Source organism: Winogradskyella sp. (assembly GCF_016744625.1).
GTDB lineage: Bacteria > Bacteroidota > Bacteroidia > Flavobacteriales > Flavobacteriaceae > Winogradskyella.
This window is the reverse complement of sequence record NZ_JADGDZ010000011.1, coordinates 42,922-64,134: the sequence shown is the minus strand read 5'-3', so window position 1 is coordinate 64,134 and position 21,213 is coordinate 42,922. Positions and strand designations below refer to the sequence as shown.

Below are 21,213 nucleotides of genomic sequence, written 5' to 3'. Positions count from 1 at the left end.
GTAATCTCCTTAGTGGTTTTATGATCTTTAATGATTTTGATTTAAAAAACGCGTTTACATGGACAACGGTTACAGAAGAACAAGGTTACAAAAAAAAATGTAACGTTTAATTCCCTTAAACGTTTTTATTCACTTTTTTTTTTTATGTTTACCAACCCAATTAAAAAAGACAATAAAAAACTAATCTACCATGACACCTACTAAACTCTATTGTGATTTTTTTGGCCATAATTATCAGGTATCAAAAAGAGTTACAAATCATGTTAACGAATACACTTGCAAGTGCTGTAAAAAACAACTTACTACAAACAGCAACGGTAAGCTCACAGAATTAACTCCAAAATTTCAAGAGATAAATCAAGCATTGGAGCGCATTTACAATAACAGAACGATGCGTTTGAAGCAAAAATCACTCAGTTCATCGATTTATTAATTGTTAATAACCTGTGAATAACTCTATTTCTTATATTTAAAGTCCCTTATAAGCTTTAATCCCTATAAGATAATTGATTACAAATGAAAAACGTTTACTGCTCACTATTTGGTCACGACTATAAGGTCTCCAAAAATGTGACTTACCACGTTAAAGAGTACAAATGCAAAAATTGTAAATCTGAAATGACAATTGATGGCAATGGAAAATTTATCCCTTTAACACCAAAATTTAAAGAAATTAATTCTGTATTAAATAGAGTACACACAAAGCGATTAGAAAAAAGCCAAAAGCTTTTTTTAATTAATTCTTAAGTGCATTCCAACCTTTCGCAATTATCGGAATTTTTGTTTCTCCTCTTGTTACTAGGTGCATACCTCTATCCTCATCTGTCATATAACCAATAACTGTAAGATTTGGGTTTCCTTTAATTTTAGGAAAGTCTTCTTGAGAAATTGTCATTAATAATTCGTAATCCTCACCTCCGCTTAAGGCAATTGTAGTACTATCTATATTAAATTCCTCACAGGTCGAAATAACCTGAGGATCTAATGGAATCTTATCTTCATAGACATCAACTCCAACTTTACTTTGCTTGCATAGATGAATAACTTCAGAAGATAAACCATCACTGATATCAATCATACTTGTTGGTTTTACATTGAGCTCCTTTAATAATTCAATAATATCTTTACGCGCTTCAGGCTTCAACTGACGTTCTACAATGTACGTGTACATAGATAAGTCGGGCTGATTATTAGGATTCACTTTAAAGACCTCTTTCTCACGTTCCAAGACTTGTAATCCCATATAAGCACCACCAATATCACCAGTAACAATTAATAAGTCATTTGGTTTTGCTCCAGATCGTAAGACTTCATCACCTTTTTCCACTTCACCTATTGCAGTAACAGAAATAATTAATCCAGAGGTCGATGAGGTAGTATCTCCTCCTACAACATCTACGTTATATAATTTTGCTGCAGTTTCAATGCCTGCATATAACTCTTCTAAAGCTTCCAAGGGAAAACGATTAGATACAGCTATCGAAACAGTGACCTGAGTTGCCATCGCATTCATAGCATATACATCAGACAGGTTAACAACTATAGCTTTATAACCTAAGTGCTTTAGTGGTACATAACTCAAATCAAAATGAACCCCTTCAACTAATAAGTCCGTAGAAACAGCAACCTGCTTCTTACCATGATTTAATATTGCAGCATCATCTCCAATACTTTTAATAGTAGATTTATGGGTGATTTTAAAATGCTGAGTTAAATGTTCAATTAATTTAAACTCACCTAATTCGCTCAATGGAGTTCGTTGTGGATTTTTATCTTCTATCATGCTGCAAAAATATTGTGCTTTTATCAAATACAAAGGTAATATCTACGTTAATTATAACAGGATTTTATCACAGAAATAAAATTTACTGTAAATTGCTAAAAAAAAGCTTATGAAGTTCAATGCCCTAAACAGAATGCTTTTCATTTGCCTGTCTATTTTTATCGTCTTTAGTTGTGACGACGAGCCTGTGGAGAGACCTAATACAGATATAGATGGCGATACTATTATTAATGCGCTTGATAATTGTGCAGGAGTCATAAATACAGATCAATTAGATACAGATAATGATGGATTTGGAGACGTCTGTGATGATGACGATGATAATGATGGAATTCTAGACGAAAACGACAACTGTCCTTTAACCGCAAATCCAGATCAAGAAGATGGAGATAATGATGGATTAGGAGATGTCTGTGACGATAATACGATACAACCGCAATTTCCATGTGTAAATGGTTTGTCTAACGGATATCCTTGTGATGGTTTTGATTTAATGAGTGAAATTTCTGTTGAAGAATTAGGAGGTCCTGGAGCAGAAGGCAATGATTCTTGGGGCTGGACAGATCCCGAAACCGGAAAAGAATACGCTTTAATTGGCACCACAACAAGTGCTGCTTTTGTTGATGTATCTGCCCCTTCGAATCCTATATTTTTGGGTCGATTACCAACAGCAACAGAAAACAGTTTATGGAGAGATATAAAAACTTATAACAATCACGCTTTTATTGTAAGTGAAGCACCAGGACATGGAATGCAGGTTTTCGATTTAACCAGGTTGAGAAATGTTACCAATCCACCTGAAACATTTACGGCAGATGCAACTTATATTGGGTTCGGAAAAGCACATAATATTGTAATCAATGAAGATAGTGGGTTTGCCTATGCAGTTGGGACAGATACTTTTAGTGGTGGTCCTCACTTCATAAATATTCAAAATCCTACAAATCCAGTAGCAGCTGGAGGTTATTCAGATGATGCCTATTCACATGATGCGCAAGTCGTTACTTACAATGGTCCTGATACAGATCATACAGGTAAAGAAATATTAATAGGAAGTAACGAAAATGAAGTCGTTATTGTTGATGTTACAGATAAAGCCTTACCAACCCAAATCTCAACTATAAATTACAGTAATATTGGTTACACACACCAAGGATGGTTTACTGAAGACATGGAATACTTTTTATTGGGTGATGAAGTTGATGAAATTAATTTTGGAGTCAACTCTAGAACACTTGTTTTTGATTTTACAGATTTAGACAATCCTATCTTTCACATGGAGTATTTAGGACCAACTGGAGCGATTGACCACAATGGTTATATTATTGGAAACACATTTTATGTCGCCAATTATACCGCTGGACTAAGAGCTGTTGATATTACTAATATCGCATCTGGAACCATGGTTGAATCTGGTTCGTTTGATACATATATACCAGATAATAGCACCAGTTTTCATGGAGCATGGAATATTTACCCATTTTTTGCAAGTGGAAATATTATTGTTAGTGACATTGAAGGAGGTATGCTTATAGTTAAACCTTCAAACTAAAATGCTTTTTAAAAGATTTTCATATTTAGCAACTAATTTATTCCTACTAGTTTTTCTAAGTTGTAATAAGGATGATAACGCTTCAATTCCTCGTGAAGGTAACGTTAATCTAGTTCAAACTTATGGCGGAACAAAAAACGATAGTGGTCAATCTGTTGTAGCTACATTAGATGGTGGCTATACTGTATTGGGTTATACACAAAGCAATGATGGAGATATTACAGATAAACAAGATGATAGTTTTGACTATTGGTTGTTAAAATTTAATTCTGAAAATGAACTGCAATGGCAAAAAACTTATGGTGGTTCTGCTGATGAAAGAGGAAATGATATTATTCAAACTTCTGATGGAGGTTATGCTATTTTAGGTTTTAGTTTTAGCAATGATGGTGATGTGACAAATAATGCTGGATTACAAGATTATTGGTTAGCTAAACTTGATGCTAATGGAAATATATCTTGGCAAAAATCGTTCGGATATCAAGGTACCGATTCTGGTATTTCGGTGATTCAAACTAATGACCAAGGGTATTTAATTTCAGGAATATTAGACGTCACAGCTTCTGGAGGAGAAGGAAATACTTCTAGAAACAATAATAGACATGCAGGTGGAGATTATTGGGCTTTAAAATTAAATGCTTCTGGAGATATTGAATGGAGTAAATATTTTGGTGGCAACTTTACGGATACACCAGAAAATGTTATTCAAGTTGAAGATAATGGGTTTATAATTGTTGGTGGTTCGGATAGTAATGACACTGATATTTCTAGTAATATCGGAACCTATGATTTTTGGGTCATTAGAATTTCTGCTACTGGCAGTTTAGTTTGGGAAAAGTCTTTTGGAGGAGACCAAATTGATGAAGCTCGAGCTATTGTTAAATCTAATGATGGCAATTACATCATCGCTGGTGATACCCGAAGTAATGATAATGATATATCTAACAACATTGGTGCTGCAGATTTATGGCTAATTAAAATTTCTCCAAATGGTGACCTGCTTTGGGAAAAAACCATTGGAGGTACTAATTTTGACGTAGCGCGAGCTATGGTTAAATCTCAAGATAACGGTTTTCTTTTAGCAGGAAGTTCACGAAGTGATGATGTTGATGTCAATGAAAACAAAGGACAGAATGACGCTTGGGCTCTAAAGATTGATGCTGAAGGAAATTTGCAATGGGAAACCACTGTTGGTGGTTCTAATATAGATTTCGCATATAGTATTGCTGAACTTAATGACTCCTCAATTGTACTCGTTGGAGATAGTACGAGTAGCGATGGAGACATAATAGAAAATAAAGGTTTTACAGATCTATTACTAATAAAAATTGATTGAAAGCAATGAAGAATTTATTCCCATTCTTAATCTTAGCAGTAAGTTTAATGACTTGCAGTGAAGACAATGATGACAACTTAAATCCCGAGATTTCTACAACTTTTACTTTTACGCATAATTGGGATGGAGCTATAGTTTCTAATACTAATTTCAATGCAATTCAATATACCAATGCTAATGGAGAGTTATTAAGTATTGAAAGATTACGCTATGTGATTTCGGATATTAAATTTACGTCTAACAATAATGAAATGACCGAATTAGATGTTTATAATTTGGTCGATGTAACCAATGCAAATAATTTAAGTTTCACACCCGAAACGACAATTCCTGCTGGTAGCTATACCGTTTCATTCACTTTTGGATTAGATAATGAAGATAACTCAGAAAATTATCTCGATTTAAATTCTGAATCTTTCAATGTCCCAGATATGTTGGGTGGTGGATACCACTATATGCAGTTCGATGGTAAATTCATTAACTCGAGTGCGACTGAACAAGGTTTTAACTATCATGCCATCAGAGCTACTGATAATCCTGGAATGAATCCTACATTTCCACAAGACACATTCTTCACTGTAAATTTAGGAATTATTGAAATTACAAATGATATAAATATTGAAATTGAAATGAATATCGCTGAATGGTTTAAGAATCCAAATTTATGGGATTTAAATGTTTTAAATCAAATGTTGATGCCTAATTCTTTAGCGCAAATTATGATGTACGAAAATGGTCAAAATGTATTTAGTCTTGGTGATGTAATACAATAAAATCAATGTTGAGTGTTAAAAAAAATTATCTATATAAGTGTATTAACGCTTCTTTGTTTGAGTTGCTCAAATGAAGATATGGGCTATCAACCTACACCAAAATCATTAAACATTCCTCAGCTTTTTTCTGATAATATAATTACACCTGTAATTCCTACAAACAACCCACAAACCACAGAAGGTATCGCTCTTGGTAAGAAATTATTCTTCGATAATATTCTTTCTGCTAATGGCACACAAGCTTGTGCGAGTTGCCATTCTCCTCAAAATGCATTTACAGATAATACGCCAACAAGTGATGGAATTGATGGTGTTTTTGGCACTCGAAATTCTATGCCTTTATTCAACTTAGCTTGGAATTATAATGAACGTTTTAATTGGGATGGACTAGCATTAAGTCTAGAGCGACAGGCATTAGAACCTGTTGAAAACCCTATTGAATTACATAGTAATTGGACCAATGTTATTGAAAGATTACAGAATCACCCTGAATATCCTGAATTATTCCGATTAGCATTTAAAACAAATACAATTACGAAAGAGCTAACAACCAAAGCGATTGCACAATTTGAACGTACTTTAATTTCAGCAAACTCTAAATTTGATAACTATTCATTAGGACAAACATCACTGACTCCTCAAGAATTAAATGGTTTAGATATTTTCTTAAGAGAAGATAAAGGAGACTGTTTTCATTGTCATGGCAATCCTAATAATCCGTTATGGACAGATAATGATTTTCATAATAATGGTTTGGATGCTACATTTTCAGATTTAGGATTGGGAACAGTAACTGGTGATCCAAATGATAATGGAAAATTTAAATCTCCTTCGCTTCGTAACTTAGCTTTTACAGCACCTTATATGCACGATGGAAGGTTTGAGACATTAGACGAAGTTATAAATCACTACAGCGAAGGACTTCAAAACTCTTCAACTATTGACCCTTTGATGAAACAAATAGATCAAGGGGGTGTGCAATTATCAGATCAGGATAAAGCAGATTTAAAAGCCTTTTTATTATCGCTTTCTGACCCTTCATTTATTAATAATCCGGAGTTTCAAGACTAAATATTCGTAGTATTAATCCTGTTTATATGCGTATTTCATCGAAAAATAACGTATTTCAACTTATTTTATTTCAATTTTGAGTAGATTGTAAGTCCCAAACCTACTTATTAAATGAAACCTACAACTCACAATGCACTGCCGTGCTCTATTTTTGGCCATAATTATATGAAGTCAAAAACCAACGCTGACCATACTACAGAACTTACTTGTTCACATTGCAATACTATTGTGCATACAGATACTAAGGGAGATTTTGAGGAATCTAGTATTTCAAACAAGCAAATTCAATCAACTTTAAGGCAATTATTTCATTTAAACATTAGCCTTTCTAAGCCGTCATTTAGCTCATAACCATATGTTTTTGTTTACTTATCTATAAAACTATATTTTAATAGCTAAACTCTATTAAATCATATCTTAATATAATGTTAGGTTCTATGGAAAAAAGAGACATATATTGTATCTTCGCACTCTATTTAGAGTAAATCTATATAAGAATATGATAAAAGTTTCTGATACAGCTAAAAAGAAAGTCGTTGAATTAATGACTGGTGATGGCTTTAACCCAACATCTGATTATGTTAGAGTGGGAGTAAAAAGTGGTGGCTGCTCTGGTCTATCTTATGATTTAAAATTTGATAACACTAAGGACGATGAAGACAAGGTTTTTGAAGACAATGATGTAAAAATTATCGTTGACAAAAAAAGTTTCCTATACCTCATTGGCACTACATTAGAATATTCTGGTGGATTAAACGGAACGGGTTTCGTTTTTAATAATCCAAATGCCAACCGCACTTGTGGCTGTGGTGAGAGTTTTTCACTATGATGAAGTTCAAGATTTAAAATTCTTAATTCAAAGTTATGGCGACAGTAAAACAATTTGAAGATTTAGAAATTTGGAAACTATCTAGAATTCTTTGTAATGACATTAATAAGATTGCTAATAATACCAAGTTAAGAACAGGTTATAAATTATATGGACAAATAGATGGTTCTTCAGGTTCAGTTATGGATAACATAGCTGAAGGATTTGAAAGAAATGGAAATAGAGAATTTATTCAATTTTTATCTATTGCTAAAGCATCATGCGGAGAGACAAGGTCACAATTGTATCGAGTTTTAGATAGAAATTATATTAATAATGAGGAATTCAATAAGCTTAAAGAATAAGCGATAGTTTTGAGCAGAATGATTGGTGGTTTTATAAATTATCTCAAAAAAAGTGATTTAAAGGGAAGCAAGTACAAAACGGATTAGCTCAACTTTGAATTTTAAATTTTAAACTCGGAATATGAGTAAGTACACAGAGGATGACCTTAGGGAAGAATTAAAAACCAAAGAATACGAATATGGTTTTTTTACAGATATAGAATCTGAAACATTTCCTATTGGATTAAATGAAGATATCGTTCGCGCTATTTCTAAGAAAAAAGAAGAGCCAGAATGGATGACAGAATGGAGACTAGATGCCTTTAAGGTCTGGAAAGATATGACTGAGCCAGAATGGGCAAATGTTAATTATAAAAAACCAGATTTTCAATCTATTGCCTATTACTCTGCTCCTGTAGCTGTTGATCCTAATAAAACATTAGACGATGTAGATCCTGATCTTTTAGCTATGTACAAAAAGTTAGGTATTTCAGTAGATGAGCAAAAGAAAATGAATAATGTTGCTATGGATATTGTAGTAGATTCAGTTTCTGTTGCAACAACGTTTAAGAAGACATTATCCGAAAAGGGTATTATTTTTATGAGTATCTCGGAAGCTATTAAAGAGCATCCAGAACTTGTAAGAAAATATATTGGTACGATCGTACCAACAAAAGACAATTTTTATGCGGCTTTAAATTCGGCTGTATTTAGTGATGGATCTTTCTGTTACATTCCAAAAGGAGTACGTTGTCCAATGGAATTATCAACCTACTTCAGAATTAATCAAGGTGGAACAGGACAATTTGAACGCACACTTCTTATTGCAGATGAAGGCAGTTACGTAAGTTATTTAGAAGGTTGTACAGCGCCAAGTAGAGACGAAAATCAATTGCATGCAGCAGTTGTTGAGTTAATTGCTATGGATGATGCCGAAATAAAATATTCAACAGTACAAAACTGGTATCCAGGAAATGCTGAAGGTAAAGGTGGTGTTTACAACTTTGTAACTAAAAGAGGACTTTGCGAGAAAAATGCAAAAATCTCTTGGACACAGGTTGAAACAGGATCTGCGGTAACATGGAAATATCCTTCTTGTATTTTAAAAGGAGACAATTCTGTAGGTGAATTTTACTCTATTGCTGTAACCAACAATTATCAGCAAGCCGATACTGGCACCAAAATGATTCACTTAGGCAAGAATACAAAGTCAACTATTATTTCTAAAGGAATTTCTGCCGGTAAATCTCAAAACTCTTATCGTGGTTTAGTACAGATTAGTTCTCGCGCAGATAATGCTCGTAACTTTTCACAATGTGACAGTCTATTAATGGGAAATGAATGTGGCGCACACACATTTCCATACATTGAAGCAAAGAACAAAACAGCACAAATAGAACACGAAGCAACAACAAGTAAAATTGGTGAAGACCAGATTTTCTATTGTAATCAAAGAGGTATTGATACAGAAAAGGCAATAGCATTAATTGTAAATGGCTTTAGTAAAGAAGTACTAAATAAATTACCAATGGAATTTGCTGTTGAAGCTCAAAAATTATTAGAAATTAGCCTTGAAGGTTCAGTCGGGTAAATACATAAACAATGAAAAAAATTAGCCTTATTATCATCTTAGTATTGACTTTTGTCGCATGTAAAAATGAGGCAAAAACAGAAGTGAATTTAGAAGAAAATCGTGAAAAATCATATGATGCAAATGACGGTTTTGTAACCATGAAAGGCGAGTTTGTATATTATGCAGATGCAGCCGTTTTTCAAACTGCAAATGAAATTTATGGTGTGGTTATTGATGAAAATATGCATCAGCTAGAAACGCAAGTTAAAGCCTTTAAAAAAGAAGCAACTGACATGGTTCCTGTAACTGTAAGAGTTAGAAAATTTAAAAAAGCTGAAGACGAAGAAGGTTGGCCAAATAGAGTAGAAATAAAAGAAATATTAAAGGTGGAAGCACCTGACCCAAATAAAGAAGACGTTATAAAACTAGGAAATTAAGACTATGTTAAAGATAAATAACTTGCACGCAAGTGTAGAAGATAAAGGTATTTTAAAAGGGATTAACCTAGAGGTGAAAGCTGGAGAAGTACATGCCATTATGGGACCAAATGGTTCAGGTAAAAGCACATTGGCTTCTGTAATTGCTGGTAAAGAAGAGTACGAAGTTACTGAAGGTAACATTTTGTTAGAAGGTGAAGACATTGAAGAATTAGCAGCAGAAGAACGCGCACACAAAGGTGTATTTTTATCATTTCAGTATCCTGTTGAAATTCCTGGAGTTAGTGTGACTAACTTTATGAAAACTGCAATCAATGAAACTCGCAAAGCTAAAGGTTTGGAAGATATGCCAGCAAAAGATATGCTGAAATTGATTCGTGAGAAGTCTGAAATGCTGGAGATTGACCGGAAATTCTTATCACGTTCATTAAACGAAGGGTTTTCTGGTGGAGAAAAGAAACGAAATGAGATTTTCCAAATGGCAATGTTAGAGCCTAAATTGGCCATTTTAGATGAAACAGATTCAGGATTAGATATTGATGCACTTCGTATTGTAGCAAATGGTGTTAATAAATTAAAATCTAAAGACAATGCTGTAATTGTTATTACACATTACCAACGCTTGTTAGATTATATCGTGCCAGATTATGTACATGTTTTGCATAATGGCAAAATTGTAAAATCAGGAACTAAAGAATTAGCGCACGAGTTAGAAGCTAAAGGTTACGATTGGATTAAAGAAGAAGTAGGAGCATAAGTGCTTTCATTTGTAGATTATAATATTAAAAAGATTCTTGCCTTAGCAGGAATGACAGACATATGAGTTTAAAAGAAAAATTAGTGTCCTCATTTATGGCTTTCGAAAATACGTTAGATGTAGATTCGCCAATACATGATATTAGAACTGAAGCTATCAAGACTTTTGAAACTGAAGGGTTTCCTACAAAACGTGAAGAAGATTGGAAATACACATCGTTAAATTCAGTTTTAAAACATGATTACAGTGTTTTTCCTAAGCACGAAAATGCTTTAGAGTTTAAGGATGTAAAGAAGTATTTTATTCATGAAATTGATTCTTATAAAATCATTTTTATCGATGGAAAATATTCTTCGCATTTATCTCAAACCACTCATGATGGGCTAGATGTTTGTTTAATGTCTGCTGCTTTAAATAAGCCTAAATACAGATTAATTATTGAAAACTATTTCAATAAAATTGCACCAAAAAATGGGTTGTCGTCATTAAACACGGCATTCTCTGCTGAAGGAGCTTACATACACATTCCAAAGAATAAACTGGTTGCAAAGCCTATTCAAATTATACATTTCTCTACAGGAAATGAAGCTGCTTTAATGTTACAGCCACGTAATCTTGTTGTTGTAGATGAGAATTCTCATGTACAAATTATAGAACGTCATCAGAGTTTAACTGATAATCCAGTACTTACCAATAGTGTTACAGAGATTTTCGCAAACAAGCGTGCTATTGTAGATTATTATAAGATTCAAAACGATAATGAAAATGCATCATTAATTGACAATACCTTTGTAAATCAAAAACAAGAAAGTCATGCAAAAGTGCATACGTTCTCTTTTGGTGGAAAATTGATTAGAAACAACCTCAACTTTTATCAAAATGGTGAGCGTATTGATTCTACAATGAAAGGGATTACTATCATTGGAAACAAACAACACGTAGATCATAATACATTAGTGCATCACATAGAGCCTAATTGCGAGAGTCATCAAGACTACAAAGGCATTTTTGATGATAGTTCAACTGGTGTTTTTAATGGTAAAGTTGTTGTTGAAAAAGAAGCTCAAAAAACTAATGCGTTTCAAGCTAACAACAACATTCTAATTAGCGACAAAGCAAGTATCAATACTAAACCTCAGCTTGAGATTTTTGCAGATGATGTAAAATGCTCTCATGGTTGTACTATTGGACAATTAGATGAAAGCGCTATGTTTTATTTGCGTTCTCGTGGAATTCCTGAAAAGGAAGCTAGAGCCTTATTAATGTTTGCTTTTAGTAATAACGTTTTAGATTCAGTTAAAATTCCTGAAATTAAAAACAGAATCACTAAGATTATTGCCAACAAATTGGGTGTGAATATTGGGTTTGACCTATAGTTATTACCAATAATATAAATTAGAAAGGATTGCTATTTAGCGATCCTTTTCTTTTTTAAAAATAATATCTTTAACTGTACCGTCACAAGACAAAAGCATTCCTGTAATAGTATTTTTTTTATCTTTAGTAAAATGATAAAGTGTTCTGTCATTATTTCCAAATTGGTTTAACTGTACAGGCTTTAAATTGACTCCATCTTTTCCTTTATAAGATAATTTAAGCGTATTGTCTTCTTCAAAAAAACGATAAGTAACATCTAATTCTTCAGAATAAAAATTCCCTGCAAAACCCGTAACATCAACTGAATCTGCATTTATAAATTTAGCATGTTTAAAATAAAATGGTGTTCCACCAAATGAAATAACCATATCGTGAGTTGTTGAAGGAGTAAAATCGTATTTAACATTCTGACTTTGTATTCTATGAAACTTATTGTTTTCATATTGCACTAGAGCAGCAGATGTTCTTCCCATAGAACCTATAGATTTTAAAGAGTCATTTTCTACAAATATTTTCATGGTCATATCACTATTGGTTTCTTTGTATTCACCAATAAATTCGTGAAAATCTTGTTTTTTAAATAAAACTTTATCTTCGTTTTTATCCTGAATATTTTCTTCACCAACTAAAAGAATATCTAGAATTTGATAGGCAATTCTTGGCGCATTAATTGCTTGTGAATTTGTTAAAACTATTATTCCTAATTGCTTTTCTGCAATTGTAATTAATTGTGAACGTCCACCAAAACCAAATCCACTATGATTTAAAGTTTCATAACCTTTATAATCGTCTATCATTAGTCCACGAGCATACTTTGCTTTTTCGCCAGAGGTTAATACCTCAGTCGTTTTTAAGAATTGAGCCAACGGTTTAAAATCTAAAATCTGCTCATTCAACATTTGCATCCAAATTGTCATATCATTAATAGAAGAACCCATGCTTCCTGCACCATAACTCAATTGATTACTTGTGGAAAACTTATAACCATCCTGTTGCTTTTGGTAACCAATAGCTTTATTTATAGTTGGCTTTCCATGTTCAACTCTAACAAAAGTGGAATTCATTTTTAAAGGAATTAATATTTTGAGCTTCAAATAGTCGTTTAAGTTTTGTCCTGAAATACGTTCAATAATAATTGCCAGTAGATTATAATTAGTATTAGAATAGCTTACTATTTCTCCAGGTAAATTATTTAAGCCTTTTTGTTTACAAGCCAAATCCAACACTGTGTTATTGTTGTAATAAGAAGCGTCATAGTCAAAACCAGCTAAATGCATTAGAGTATGATAATTTCGAATTCCACTTGTGTGATTTAATAAATGTTTAATCTGAATAATTTGGTCATACTCTGGAAATTCAGGTAAATAGATTCTAATATCATCTTCTAAATTGATTTTTTGGTCATTAATTAACGACCAAATAGCAGATGCTGTAAATTGTTTCGCAATGGATGCCAAACTAAAAACCGTAGAATCTGAATTTTTGATGTGGTAGTTTAAATTTGACAGACCAAAACCTTTAGAATAAATGGGTTTGCCTTGATTAATCACTTTAATACTCAATCCTGGAGCATCATTAGAATTATAAACCTCTAAAAATTTATCAATCTTTTGGGAAAGATCTATTTGTGAATTTACACTGAAGAAAACAAACATCCATACCAATAAATTGTAACGCTTTAAGATCAGCATTGCTTATATTTTTGATAGAAATACGTTGGAATAAGTCCAAAGTTAAGAGACAGAAAACCAATAAAAACTATAACTCCTCTGTATGGCCAAGTTAGAAACTCGAACATGGCACCAATTCCGAGAATAAAAAAAGTAATAAATCCGAGGATGTAAAATGATTTTTTCATGATAAGTTTAATTAAGAATATTTGTGGATAGATTTTTTATATCGAGCATAAAAATGAATCGGAAGAATGACCAAAACCGAAACTAATAGAGCTCCAAGCAACCAAGCATTGGCATAAGGCCATTGCATCATTTGAAACACCAAACTCATGACCAACAACAGAATCACAACAAAGCCAGCCGAGAATTTCAACTTATTGATTGTAATTATTTGTCTTGCATGTTTTTGAAAATTGGTTTCGAGCTGAAGATTTTGAAAACTTGCATAGCCACCAAATTTCTGCAATGCTTGCTGGTATAATAAATTAAAATCATTCAATTCTTCATTTTCAATATAAGTACAGATATGGTCCACCAAATCTTCTCTTAAATCTTTGTTTTCAACACCGTATAATGTTAAACTGTTTTCAATAAAAGTAATATGTTTTTCTAGTAATTCCATATTTATATTGGTTTAGGGTTAAAAATTAAACTTAATGTTTCAATAAAATCATTAATTTCTTCTGTAACAGTTTCAACCATTTTCTTCCCTTCTTCAGTCACTTTATAATACTTTCTAACGCGTTTACCAATAAAAACTTTTTCAGTTTCTAAAACCTTTTTTGCTTCAAGCTTATGCAAAATGGGATATAATGCACCTTCCGAAATATCAATTTTTCCTGAAGTCATCTTTCTTACTTCTTGTGTAATCTCGTAACCATACATTCTACCCTTATCATTTATAAGTGTTAAAATGATAGGTTGCAACGTTCCTTTAGTTAATTCTTTACTATACATAATACAAATATACATTTTATTTAAATGTATTTATATAAAATGTGAAAATTATTTTAATTTCTTATTCTTAAAGCCTTGTTATATGTTTTAGTTTACCGCTAATGCTTCGTATTTTTGCATTCAGATATTAACATATGCTAGACGTAAATAACATAAGAAAAGATTTTCCAATACTTCATCGTCAAGTTAATGGGAAACCTTTAATATATTTTGATAATGCGGCAACATCGCAAACACCTCAGCAAGTCATTGATGTAATAGTAGATTATTATAGTAATTACAACGCTAATATCCATAGAGGAGTTCATAGTCTGAGCCAAGAAGCAACTGATGCTTATGAGCAAGCCCGCCTAAAAATTCAGAACCATTTTAATGCTAAGCATTCTCATGAAATTATTTATACTTCTGGGACAACACATGGCATTAATTTAATTGCTAATGGCTTTTCTTCACTATTACAAAAAGGAGATGAAATCATCGTTTCGGCTTTAGAGCATCACAGTAATATTGTACCATGGCAAATGTTATGTGAACGTACAGGAGCAATATTGAAAGTGATTCCTATGAATCAAAACGGAGAGTTGGTGCTTTCAGAATTTGATTCAATTTTAAACGACAACACAAAACTGGTTTTCGTTAACCATATTTCTAATGCACTTGGAACAATAAATCCAATAAAATACATCATTACTGAAGCTCATAAATTTGGAGCAGTTGTTTTGGTCGATGGTGCTCAATCTTGTCCGCATATAAAACCAGATGTTCAAGCATTAGATGTAGATTTTTATGTCTGTTCAGCACATAAAATTTGTGGACCAACTGGAGTTGGCATGCTTTACGGAAAAGAAGAGTGGTTAAAAAAATTACCGCCTTATCAAGGTGGAGGAGAAATGATTGCTGAAGTATCATTCGAAAAAACAACCTATGCAGATTTACCGCATAAATTTGAAGCTGGTACTCCAAACATTTGTGGCGGTATTGCTTTTGGTGCAGCTTTAGACTACATGAATCGTATTGGGTTTGCTAATATTTCTGCTTACGAAAACGAACTTTTAAAATATGCAACTGAGCAACTTCAACAAATTGAAGGCCTAAAAATTTATGGTACTGCAAAAGAGAAAACGTCTGTTATTTCTTTTAATGTAGGAAACATTCACCCTTATGATATAGGAACTATTTTAGATAAAATGGGAATTGCGGTTCGTACAGGTCATCATTGTGCACAGCCTATTATGGATTATTTTAAAATTCCTGGTACCATAAGAGCATCTTTTATGTTCTACAATACCAAAGAAGAAATAGATACTTTTATTACTGCCCTAAAAAAAGCAGTAATGATGCTGTCTTAAAGTTTGGCATCAAAAGTGTAACTTACAGTTTTAAACACTTTAAATATGAAACGAGCATGTTCAAAATTTAATCTCCCAAGGAAATGATTAATAGTGAACAGCATGTGACCATTAAAAGACAATACAGATAAAAACATGAAAATTTTATTTAGCCTTTTTGCCCTTGTAATGATTACTGGATCATGTAATTCAACAAAAGAAACTGTTTCAAATTCTAAAGAACAAGAACCTGTTGTCGCATCAAAACCTGCCAAAGAAATGCCTTTTACAAAAAGTGATGTTGTTAAAGACAATTATAATAAACCAACAGTTATATACAAAGCTTTATCTAGAGGATCCTTTGAATATATTCAAGTTTCAGAATCTGAAGTTTTGGTGTCTTCTGATAGAAATCTTAAAGAAATGGACACTTATAAATGTGGAAAAGAAGACTGGAACGAAATTAGTAAGCTTCTTAAAGCAATAGACATAGAAGCATTTCAAAAATTGAAAGCACCAACGGATAAACGCTTATATGATGGAGCAGCTCATACCACATTGTCGATAATAAGAGGAGATCTTTATTTTACAACACCTTCTTTCGATGAAGGTCATCCTCCTAAAGACATAGAAGATCTAGTTAATAAAGTGTTATCCATTAAAGAAAATGCTATTAAGCAATAGTGATTTTGTAATTTTGTTGCAAAGATTTTGACTATGACAATAGAAGAAGTACAAAATGAAATTATTGATGAGTTTTCTATGTTCGAAGATTGGGAAGAACGCTACCAATACATGATAGATTTAGGAAAAGATTTGCCTTTAATTGAAGACCAATACAAAACTGAAGATAATGTTATTAAAGGTTGTCAAAGTAAAGTTTGGGTACATGCAAATATGCAAGATGATAAAGTGAACTTTACAGCAGATAGTGATGCTATTATTACCAAAGGAATTATTGCTATACTAATAAGAACATTTTCTAATCAACACCCTAAAGATATCATTGAAGCCAATACTGATTTTATTGATAAAATTGGTTTAAAAGAACACTTATCTCCTACCAGAGCCAACGGTTTGGTAAGTATGATAAAACAAATAAAATTATATGCTATTGCATACCAAACACAATTGAATTAAAAACAACTATCACACTGAGCGTAGTCGAAGTGCAATGTGAATATAACAATAAATAAGATTTATGATGAGTGATACAACGATTGACACAAACGTATTAGGAGATAAAATAGTAAGGGTTTTAAAAACTATTTTCGATCCAGAAATTCCAGTAGATATTTACGAGCTAGGTCTAATTTATGATGTATTTGTTAATGAAGATTTAGATGTAAAAATTTTAATGACCTTAACAACACCTAATTGTCCTGTTGCAGAGACTTTACCTCTAGAAGTCGAAGAAAAAGTGAAATCTATTAATGAGGTTAAAGATGCAGAAGTGGAAATTACTTTCGATCCGCCTTGGACACAAGACTTAATGAGCGAAGAAGCGAAACTAGAATTGGGTATGCTTTAACATGGCAGACGAAATTATAAATAGAGTTGCCAACAGCAAACTAAGAGTTATTGATCTAGAAGATTATTATCCTGAAGGTAAGCGTGTTCAGTTTAATATTAAAGATTGGTTGCTTGAAGGTTTAGTGCTAAGAGAAAAAGACTTTAGAGTTTATGTTGCCAAACAAGATTGGTCGCAATACCAAGATTGTTATGTCGCGCTGCACTGTTCTACTGATGCCATTGTGCCAGATTGGGCATATATGTTAATTTCTATTCAGCTTCAAGAGTATTCTAAACTAACCGTTATTGGTTCTCTTAAACATCTTGAATCTATTATTTACACATCAATTATTTCAGAATTAGATCTTTCAACTTATACGGATTTACCAGTAATTATTAAAGGTTGCTCTCACAAACCTGTTCCTGCAAATGCTTTGGTGTTGCTTTCACAACGATTAAAACCAATTGCAAAATCTATTATGTTTGGTGAAGCCTGTTCTTCCGTTCCACTTTTTAAAAGAAAATAGTGTTTTAAAAATGTGACTTTTCTTGAATTTTAAGGTCTTAAAGGCAACGATTTCTTCGTTTTATTTTTTTAACAGAAATCAATAAACACTTATATTTGCAACTTAATAACAACTATTATTTATTAAATTTTAATTCATTATGAACAAAAAATTACTTTTATCGGCATTCTTAATATTTGCCATTACGTTTGGTTTTTCTCAAACTAAAGAAGAATTAGAAACCCAAAAGGCTGAAAAACAAGCTGAAGCAGATAAGTTTCAAGGAGAGGCTAATGCTTTACAAGCACAGATAGATGCTTTACCTGGTTGGAGAACTGGAGCTTTTGGTACTATTGGAGGAAGTTTATCTAACTTTAACAATTGGTTTGCTCAAGGTGCACCAAATAATGTTTCAGGAAACATTGGTTTAACTGTTAATGCATTTGCAAACAAACTTGAGGACAAATATTTCTGGAGAAACGCACTTACAGCTAATTTGAACTGGGTGAAATTAGATAATAAAGACACCGATTTAGATAGCGATGAATTTAACCCAGTAACAGATGTTTTTAACATTTCTTCTCTTTATGGACGTAAACTAAGTGAGAAGTGGGCAGTTTCTGGTTTAATGGAATACAGAACTACTTTATTGGATAACTTTAATAATCCAGGGTTTTTAGATGTTGGTGTTGGTGCTACTTGGACTCCAATCGAAAATATGATTGTTGTTATTCATCCATTAAACTACAACTTTGTATTTGCTAAAAATGATGCTGCTTTCGAATCTTCTACTGGTGCAAAAATTGTTGCTGATTATACTAGGTCTATAGGTGCGATTAATTTTAAGACTAACTTCTCTACATTTCAAAGCTATAAGTCTAGTGACTTATCTAACTGGACATGGACAAACTCTTTTAGCTATAAATTATGGAAAATGATTGGTGTTGGTTTCGATTTTGCTTTAAGAAGCAACCAACAAGAAGCTGCTAATTTTCAGGGTGTAGACTTAAAAGATGCTGATAATAAAGTGCAGTCGTATTATACTATTGGTTTAAGCTACGCTTTCTAATAAAAAAAAGTATTTTAAAAAAAAAGAGGTCTAAAATTTAGACCTCTTTTTTTATTCAATATCCTCAACGTCTGGATAGAGAAAGTGGTTATATGGAAAACGTGTCACGTGTATTTCTCTTACCTCCTTATAAACTCGTTTTCTAAATTCATCTAGGTTTTCTTTGTTTAATGCAGATATAAACAACGCATTATTACCTACTCTAGCCATCCATGTTTTTTTCCATTCTTCAATACTGTAGTTAGCTTCAGTTTTTTCAACTATTAGATCTTCTTCGTCAAACGGTTCTGCTTCATAAGCATCAATTTTATTAAACACCATAATGGTTGGCTTATCCCTACTTTCTATTTCATCTAAAATCTGATTTACAGAATCTATATGTTCTTCAAAATTAGAATGAGATATATCAACCACATGAAGTAAAAGATCCGCTTCTCTAACTTCATCAAGCGTACTTTTAAAAGATTCAACCAATTGTGTAGGCAATTTTCTAATAAACCCTACAGTATCACTCACTAAAAATGGCAAATTCCCAATAACTACTTTTCTAACTGTAGTATCTAATGTGGCGAAAAGTTTATTCTCTGCAAAAACTTTGCTCTTGCTAATCACATTCATTAAAGTCGATTTCCCAACATTGGTATAACCTACTAATGCAACACGTACCATTTTACCACGATTACCACGTTGCACAGCCATTTGTTTATCAATGGTTTTAATCTTAGTTTTTAATAATGAAATTTTATCGCGGACAATTCGTCTATCAGTTTCTATTTCTGTTTCTCCAGGTCCACGCATACCAATACCACCTTTTTGTCTTTCGAGGTGTGTCCACATTCCTTTTAGTCGTGGCAACAAATATTCACATTGTGCTAATTCTACCTGAGTCCTTGCATAACTGGTTTGCGCACGTTGCGCAAAAATATCTAAGATTAGATTGGTTCTATCTAATATCTTACAATTAAGTATTTTACTAATATTACGTTCTTGTGCAGGAGTTAATTCATCATCAAAAATTACAGTACCAATGTCATTGTCTTTAACATAATGCATTACATCATCCATCTTTCCTGTACCTATAAAAGTTTTGGGATTTGGCATTGCCATTTTCTGAGTATAGCGTTTTATAACTTCACCACCTGCAGTAAAGGTCAAAAACTCCAATTCATCTAAGTATTCCTTAGATGTTTCTTCGTCTTGGCTTTGTGTAATAACACCTATTAAAACAACTTTCTCTAATGCTATATCTTTTTTTTCTATCATAAAGTAATTAAAGTACAAAGTTAAACAAATGCATTATTTAGAATAAGGTTTTAAAATCATATATTTATTGCCATGACTAATAATAACTACACTCCTTATACAATTGCATTTTATAACATCGAAAATTTATTCGATATAGAAAATGACCCTCAGACCAATGACGACGATTTTCTACCAACATCAGCCAAAAGATGGACATCAAAACGTTATCAAAATAAATTAAGAAAATTAGGGTCTGTAATTTCTAAAATTGGAGAAGAATACACTGAAATTGCTCCTGTACTAATAGGTTTAGCTGAAGTTGAAAACAAAAAGGTATTATCGGATTTGGTAAGAAGTAAAAACCTAATTAAAGAGGAGTATAGTTATATACATTATGATTCTTCAGATGAAAGAGGAATTGATGTTGCACTCCTTTATAAAAGCGATATTTTTAAAATTGAAAATTCTGAAGCTTTCTCTGTATATATGCAAGATGAATCTGGAAAACAAGATTATACCAGAGACATTCTTTTGGTACAAGGAACTCTGCATAATGAATCTTTGAATATTATTGTAAATCATTGGTCGTCTCGAAGGGAGGGAGAAAAGGAAACTGAGTTTAAACGTTTGACTGCATCAAACAAGGTGAATTCTATAATTAAAACCTTGAAAAAGGAAAACCCTAATACTAAAATTGTGGTTATGGGTGACTTTAATGACAATCCTAACAATACTAGCATCACTTTGATGGAAAAAGAAAGCGAGCTTTATAATCCTTTTAAAACTGTTTGGTCTCGCGATAAGGGAAGTCAAAACTATGATTTTCAGTGGAACTTATTTGATCAAATTCTATTTTCTACTAACTTTTTCGATGCTAAAAATTCTGCCTTAGCTTTTCATAATGCTGATGTCTTTAATACTAAATTTTTAACCCAATATCATGGTAAATATAAAGGACAACCTTTTAGAACCTATGTTGGTAAAAAATATAAAGGAGGCTACAGTGACCATTTTCCTGTTTACATTCAATTTAAACCTTCCAATAAGGTGTGAAAATTAAAAACCTTTTATCGATTATTACGGTAGTTAATCTATTATAGCATTGTTAA

The 21,213-nt window shown here is 32.4% G+C and carries 22 protein-coding genes and 1 pseudogene; 18 read left to right on the top strand and 5 right to left on the bottom strand.

What is annotated here, in order from left to right:
• Nucleotides 1–736: 736 nt before the first annotated feature.
• Nucleotides 737–1,783: a thiamine-phosphate kinase gene (gene thiL, locus QZZ53_RS04475; RefSeq protein ID WP_296381927.1), complete on the bottom strand. Its 1,047-nt coding sequence runs from the start codon at nt 1,781–1,783 to the stop codon at nt 737–739.
• A 109-nt stretch (nt 1,784–1,892) separates the two neighbouring features.
• Between thiL and QZZ53_RS04470 the strand changes: the two genes are divergently transcribed.
• The 11 genes and pseudogenes from QZZ53_RS04470 to sufD all read left to right on the top strand — a co-directional run bounded on the left by QZZ53_RS04470 (nt 1,893) and on the right by sufD (nt 11,810).
• Nucleotides 1,893–3,335 (top strand): choice-of-anchor B family protein, encoded by a 1,443-nt coding sequence (locus QZZ53_RS04470; RefSeq protein WP_296381925.1) that lies wholly within the window; start codon nt 1,893–1,895, stop codon nt 3,333–3,335.
• A 1-nt stretch (nt 3,336) separates the two neighbouring features.
• The gene (locus QZZ53_RS04465; RefSeq protein ID WP_296381923.1) at nt 3,337–4,671 is read left to right on the top strand and encodes a hypothetical protein; all 1,335 of its coding nucleotides are present in this window, start codon (nt 3,337–3,339) and stop codon (nt 4,669–4,671) included.
• A 5-nt stretch (nt 4,672–4,676) separates the two neighbouring features.
• Nucleotides 4,677–5,444, top strand: coding sequence for an MbnP family protein (locus tag QZZ53_RS04460; RefSeq protein ID WP_296381921.1), 768 nt, complete (start codon nt 4,677–4,679; stop codon nt 5,442–5,444).
• A 57-nt stretch (nt 5,445–5,501) separates the two neighbouring features.
• Complete coding sequence (locus tag QZZ53_RS04455) at nt 5,502–6,515, top strand: cytochrome c peroxidase (protein ID WP_296381918.1); 1,014 nt, start codon at nt 5,502–5,504, stop codon at nt 6,513–6,515.
• Between the two features lie 111 nt (nt 6,516–6,626).
• On the top strand, nt 6,627–6,866 hold the full coding sequence (locus QZZ53_RS04450; RefSeq protein ID WP_296381916.1) for a hypothetical protein: 240 nt from the start codon (nt 6,627–6,629) through the stop codon (nt 6,864–6,866).
• Nucleotides 6,867–7,014: 148 nt separating this feature from the next.
• A complete protein-coding gene (locus QZZ53_RS04445; protein WP_296381913.1) occupies nt 7,015–7,344 on the top strand; it encodes an iron-sulfur cluster assembly accessory protein in 330 nt (109 codons plus the stop codon).
• Nucleotides 7,345–7,379: 35 nt separating this feature from the next.
• Nucleotides 7,380–7,775 (top strand): annotated as a pseudogene (locus QZZ53_RS04440) (four helix bundle protein).
• A gap of 34 nt (nt 7,776–7,809) precedes the next feature.
• Nucleotides 7,810–9,258, top strand: coding sequence for a Fe-S cluster assembly protein SufB (gene sufB, locus QZZ53_RS04435; protein WP_296381911.1), 1,449 nt, complete (start codon nt 7,810–7,812; stop codon nt 9,256–9,258).
• A gap of 11 nt (nt 9,259–9,269) precedes the next feature.
• On the top strand, nt 9,270–9,677 hold the full coding sequence (locus tag QZZ53_RS04430; RefSeq protein ID WP_296381909.1) for a hypothetical protein: 408 nt from the start codon (nt 9,270–9,272) through the stop codon (nt 9,675–9,677).
• 4 nt (nt 9,678–9,681) lie between these two features.
• Nucleotides 9,682–10,434: a Fe-S cluster assembly ATPase SufC gene (gene sufC / locus QZZ53_RS04425; protein ID WP_296381907.1), complete on the top strand. Its 753-nt coding sequence runs from the start codon at nt 9,682–9,684 to the stop codon at nt 10,432–10,434.
• Between the two features lie 62 nt (nt 10,435–10,496).
• A complete protein-coding gene (gene sufD, locus QZZ53_RS04420; protein ID WP_296381903.1) occupies nt 10,497–11,810 on the top strand; it encodes a Fe-S cluster assembly protein SufD in 1,314 nt (437 codons plus the stop codon).
• A gap of 36 nt (nt 11,811–11,846) precedes the next feature.
• Here sufD and QZZ53_RS04415 read toward each other — a convergent pair whose 3' ends face one another.
• The 3 genes from QZZ53_RS04415 to QZZ53_RS04405 form a co-directional block, all read right to left on the bottom strand.
• The gene (locus tag QZZ53_RS04415; RefSeq protein WP_296381899.1) at nt 11,847–13,502 is read right to left on the bottom strand and encodes a serine hydrolase domain-containing protein; all 1,656 of its coding nucleotides are present in this window, start codon (nt 13,500–13,502) and stop codon (nt 11,847–11,849) included.
• Between the two features lie 178 nt (nt 13,503–13,680).
• Nucleotides 13,681–14,109 carry a hypothetical protein gene (locus QZZ53_RS04410; RefSeq protein ID WP_296381897.1) on the bottom strand — a complete coding sequence of 143 codons (429 nt, stop codon included), beginning with the start codon at nt 14,107–14,109 and terminating at the stop codon, nt 13,681–13,683.
• 2 nt (nt 14,110–14,111) lie between these two features.
• Nucleotides 14,112–14,444 carry a PadR family transcriptional regulator gene (locus QZZ53_RS04405; protein ID WP_296381895.1) on the bottom strand — a complete coding sequence of 111 codons (333 nt, stop codon included), beginning with the start codon at nt 14,442–14,444 and terminating at the stop codon, nt 14,112–14,114.
• Nucleotides 14,445–14,578: 134 nt separating this feature from the next.
• Here QZZ53_RS04405 and QZZ53_RS04400 point away from each other — a divergent pair, with 134 nt between their 5' ends.
• The 6 genes from QZZ53_RS04400 (at nt 14,579) to QZZ53_RS04375 (ending at nt 18,859) form a co-directional block, all read left to right on the top strand.
• Nucleotides 14,579–15,793: a cysteine desulfurase gene (locus tag QZZ53_RS04400; protein ID WP_296381893.1), complete on the top strand. Its 1,215-nt coding sequence runs from the start codon at nt 14,579–14,581 to the stop codon at nt 15,791–15,793.
• A 135-nt stretch (nt 15,794–15,928) separates the two neighbouring features.
• Nucleotides 15,929–16,456 carry a hypothetical protein gene (locus QZZ53_RS04395; protein WP_296381890.1) on the top strand — a complete coding sequence of 176 codons (528 nt, stop codon included), beginning with the start codon at nt 15,929–15,931 and terminating at the stop codon, nt 16,454–16,456.
• Nucleotides 16,457–16,489: 33 nt separating this feature from the next.
• A complete protein-coding gene (locus tag QZZ53_RS04390; RefSeq protein ID WP_296381888.1) occupies nt 16,490–16,912 on the top strand; it encodes a SufE family protein in 423 nt (140 codons plus the stop codon).
• A 64-nt stretch (nt 16,913–16,976) separates the two neighbouring features.
• Nucleotides 16,977–17,303: a DUF59 domain-containing protein gene (locus QZZ53_RS04385; protein ID WP_296381932.1), complete on the top strand. Its 327-nt coding sequence runs from the start codon at nt 16,977–16,979 to the stop codon at nt 17,301–17,303.
• Nucleotide 17,304: 1 nt separating this feature from the next.
• On the top strand, nt 17,305–17,811 hold the full coding sequence (locus QZZ53_RS04380; protein ID WP_296381886.1) for a DUF2480 family protein: 507 nt from the start codon (nt 17,305–17,307) through the stop codon (nt 17,809–17,811).
• Nucleotides 17,812–17,950: 139 nt separating this feature from the next.
• On the top strand, nt 17,951–18,859 hold the full coding sequence (locus tag QZZ53_RS04375; protein ID WP_296381885.1) for a DUF3078 domain-containing protein: 909 nt from the start codon (nt 17,951–17,953) through the stop codon (nt 18,857–18,859).
• Between the two features lie 51 nt (nt 18,860–18,910).
• On the opposite strand, the gene hflX is transcribed toward QZZ53_RS04375, so the two are convergent.
• On the bottom strand, nt 18,911–20,122 hold the full coding sequence (gene hflX / locus QZZ53_RS04370; RefSeq protein ID WP_296381883.1) for a GTPase HflX: 1,212 nt from the start codon (nt 20,120–20,122) through the stop codon (nt 18,911–18,913).
• 72 nt (nt 20,123–20,194) lie between these two features.
• Between hflX and QZZ53_RS04365 the strand changes: the two genes are divergently transcribed.
• Nucleotides 20,195–21,157: an endonuclease gene (locus tag QZZ53_RS04365; protein ID WP_296381880.1), complete on the top strand. Its 963-nt coding sequence runs from the start codon at nt 20,195–20,197 to the stop codon at nt 21,155–21,157.
• The last annotated feature ends 56 nt before the right edge of the window (nt 21,158–21,213 follow it).

Coding starts and splice junctions, on each gene's coding strand:
- QZZ53_RS04470 (WP_296381925.1), top strand. CDS start 1,893: ATGAAGTTCAATGCCCTAAACAGAATGCTTTTCATTTGCCTGTCTATT.
- QZZ53_RS04415 (WP_296381899.1), bottom strand. CDS start 13,502: ATGCTGATCTTAAAGCGTTACAATTTATTGGTATGGATGTTTGTTTTC.
- QZZ53_RS04465 (WP_296381923.1), top strand. CDS start 3,337: ATGCTTTTTAAAAGATTTTCATATTTAGCAACTAATTTATTCCTACTA.
- QZZ53_RS04405 (WP_296381895.1), bottom strand. CDS start 14,444: ATGTATAGTAAAGAATTAACTAAAGGAACGTTGCAACCTATCATTTTA.
- sufB (WP_296381911.1), top strand. CDS start 7,810: ATGAGTAAGTACACAGAGGATGACCTTAGGGAAGAATTAAAAACCAAA.
- sufD (WP_296381903.1), top strand. CDS start 10,497: ATGAGTTTAAAAGAAAAATTAGTGTCCTCATTTATGGCTTTCGAAAAT.
- QZZ53_RS04445 (WP_296381913.1), top strand. CDS start 7,015: ATGATAAAAGTTTCTGATACAGCTAAAAAGAAAGTCGTTGAATTAATG.
- QZZ53_RS04460 (WP_296381921.1), top strand. CDS start 4,677: ATGAAGAATTTATTCCCATTCTTAATCTTAGCAGTAAGTTTAATGACT.
- thiL (WP_296381927.1), bottom strand. CDS start 1,783: ATGATAGAAGATAAAAATCCACAACGAACTCCATTGAGCGAATTAGGT.
- QZZ53_RS04395 (WP_296381890.1), top strand. CDS start 15,929: ATGAAAATTTTATTTAGCCTTTTTGCCCTTGTAATGATTACTGGATCA.
- hflX (WP_296381883.1), bottom strand. CDS start 20,122: ATGATAGAAAAAAAAGATATAGCATTAGAGAAAGTTGTTTTAATAGGT.
- QZZ53_RS04365 (WP_296381880.1), top strand. CDS start 20,195: ATGACTAATAATAACTACACTCCTTATACAATTGCATTTTATAACATC.
- QZZ53_RS04410 (WP_296381897.1), bottom strand. CDS start 14,109: ATGGAATTACTAGAAAAACATATTACTTTTATTGAAAACAGTTTAACA.
- QZZ53_RS04380 (WP_296381886.1), top strand. CDS start 17,305: ATGGCAGACGAAATTATAAATAGAGTTGCCAACAGCAAACTAAGAGTT.
- QZZ53_RS04430 (WP_296381909.1), top strand. CDS start 9,270: ATGAAAAAAATTAGCCTTATTATCATCTTAGTATTGACTTTTGTCGCA.
- QZZ53_RS04385 (WP_296381932.1), top strand. CDS start 16,977: ATGAGTGATACAACGATTGACACAAACGTATTAGGAGATAAAATAGTA.
- QZZ53_RS04375 (WP_296381885.1), top strand. CDS start 17,951: ATGAACAAAAAATTACTTTTATCGGCATTCTTAATATTTGCCATTACG.
- sufC (WP_296381907.1), top strand. CDS start 9,682: ATGTTAAAGATAAATAACTTGCACGCAAGTGTAGAAGATAAAGGTATT.
- QZZ53_RS04450 (WP_296381916.1), top strand. CDS start 6,627: ATGAAACCTACAACTCACAATGCACTGCCGTGCTCTATTTTTGGCCAT.
- QZZ53_RS04390 (WP_296381888.1), top strand. CDS start 16,490: ATGACAATAGAAGAAGTACAAAATGAAATTATTGATGAGTTTTCTATG.
- QZZ53_RS04400 (WP_296381893.1), top strand. CDS start 14,579: ATGCTAGACGTAAATAACATAAGAAAAGATTTTCCAATACTTCATCGT.